At 40.3% G+C, this 2,108-nt stretch carries 1 protein-coding gene; it reads left to right on the top strand.

What is annotated here, in order from left to right; all coding sequences use genetic code 11:
• Positions 1–2,108: hypothetical protein (locus HMPREF1477_RS09745; protein ID WP_016475914.1), on the top strand; the 2,108-nt coding region annotated here is incomplete at both ends.

Raw genomic sequence — 2,108 nt, 5'->3', positions numbered from 1 at the left:
GTAAACGGTAAAAATGTAAATCTTACAGTCTCTGAAGCAGAGGTTAAAAAATCTGCTGTAGCTGCTGTAACAGTCAGCACAGATACAACAGATGCTAATAATCCATTGACTGTAACACCTACAACTAGTGCAGATGGTACAACTAAGGATTACAAAGTAACTATTGATGGTACTAAGATTGCTAACAAGACAAACTTGTCCTACAAAGCAAATGGTGGTACAGCAAAACAAGTTTCCTTAGCCGATGGCTTGAACTTCAAAAATGGTACGTTAACAACTGCATCTATCGATGATAATGGCGTTGTAAAATATGATGTAAATACTGCATCTATCACTGCAGGTACAGATGGTACAATTACAGGCCCAACTACAGATGGTGTGGCTACAGCTAAAAATGTAGCTGATGCTATTAATGCAGCTAAAAAAGCATCTAAAACAGAAATCACTGCTAATACTGGTGAAGCAGCTAATGCAACAACAGGTAATGTGACATTAACATCTATCACAGCTGCTGATGGTCATACTGTTTATGATGTAAAACTCAATGATAAGGTGACACTTGGTTCTGGCGCTAATGCTGTAACTATCGATGGTACAACAGGTGCTATTACAGGTAAGACTGCTACTATCGGTGGTGTTACTGTTAACGGTACGGCTAATACTATTGGTGGCTTATCTAATACAACATGGAATGGCACAGCTACTACTGGCCGAGCTGCAACAGAAGATCAATTGAAAGCTGTTGCAGATGCTGCATCTAGTCAAACTTGGAATATTACGGCAGATAAAGCAGGTACAACTGGTAATCAAACAGGTACTAAGAAAAATGCTACTGTTGGCAAGGATGAAACTGTCGAATTGGTTGCAGGGGATAACCTTACAATCAATCAAAATGAACGTAAGTTTACTTATTCCTTGAATAAAGACCTTGCTAATTTGACTAGCGTATCCATTGGTACTGGTACAACTGAAACCATTAAACTTGATGGCGCAACTGGTAAAATCACTGCTAAAAATGCAGTTATCGGTGGTGTAACTGTCGATGGTGATAATCATCATGTAACTGGCTTGGCCAATACAACTTGGAATGGTACAGCTACAACTGGCCGAGCTGCGACGGAAGATCAATTGAAAGCCGTAGCCGAAACGGCTAAAACGACTACTGATGCAGTTAACTTGAAATTCACTGGTGATACAAATACATCCCCTGGTGTAGTTAATCTGAAAGACGATACATTGGGCGTTGTTGGTGATGGTAAATATGTATCTACTGATGCGAATGGCAAGAATTTGACTGTGAAAGTATCTGAAGCAGAGGTTAAAAAATCTGCTGTCGCTGCCGTAACAGTAAGCACAGATACAACAGATGCCAATAATCCATTGACTGTAACACCGACAACTAGTGCGGATGGTACAACTAAGGATTACAAGGTAACTATTGATGGTACTAAGATTGCGAATAAGACTAACTTGTCCTATAAAGCAAATGATGGTACTGCAAAACAAGTTTCATTAGCCGATGGTTTGAACTTCAAGAATGGTACATTAACAACTGCATCTATCGATGATAATGGCGTTGTGAAATACGATGTAAATACAGCATCTATCACTGCTGGTGCAGATGGGACAATTACAGGTCCAACTACTGATGGTGTAGCAACAGCTCAAAACGTAGCTGATGCAATCAATGCAGCTAAAAAAGCGTCTAAAACTGAAATCACTGCTAACACTGGTGAAGCAGCTAATGCAACAACAGGTAATGTGACATTAACATCTACTATAGCTGCTGATGGACATACTATTTATGATGTAAAACTCAACGATAAAGTAACGTTGGGATCTGGTGCTAATGCGGTAACAATAGATGGTACCGCTGGTAAAGCTACGATTGGGTCCTCTGTCATTAATGGTGTCAATAACACATTCACTACAGGTGGTGCTAAGGCCGTAACCTTAGATGGTGCCACAGGCACAATTACAGGTACAACTGCCAATATCGGTGGTGTTACTGTTAACGGTACAGCTAATACTATTGGCGGCTTATCTAATACAACTTGGAATGGTACTGCTACTACTGGCCGAGCTGCAACAGAAGACCAATTGAAAGC

Source organism: Veillonella sp. HPA0037 (assembly GCF_000411535.1).
GTDB classification, from domain to species: domain Bacteria; phylum Bacillota; class Negativicutes; order Veillonellales; family Veillonellaceae; genus Veillonella; species Veillonella atypica.
This window is presented reverse-complemented; position numbering and strand designations above follow the sequence as displayed.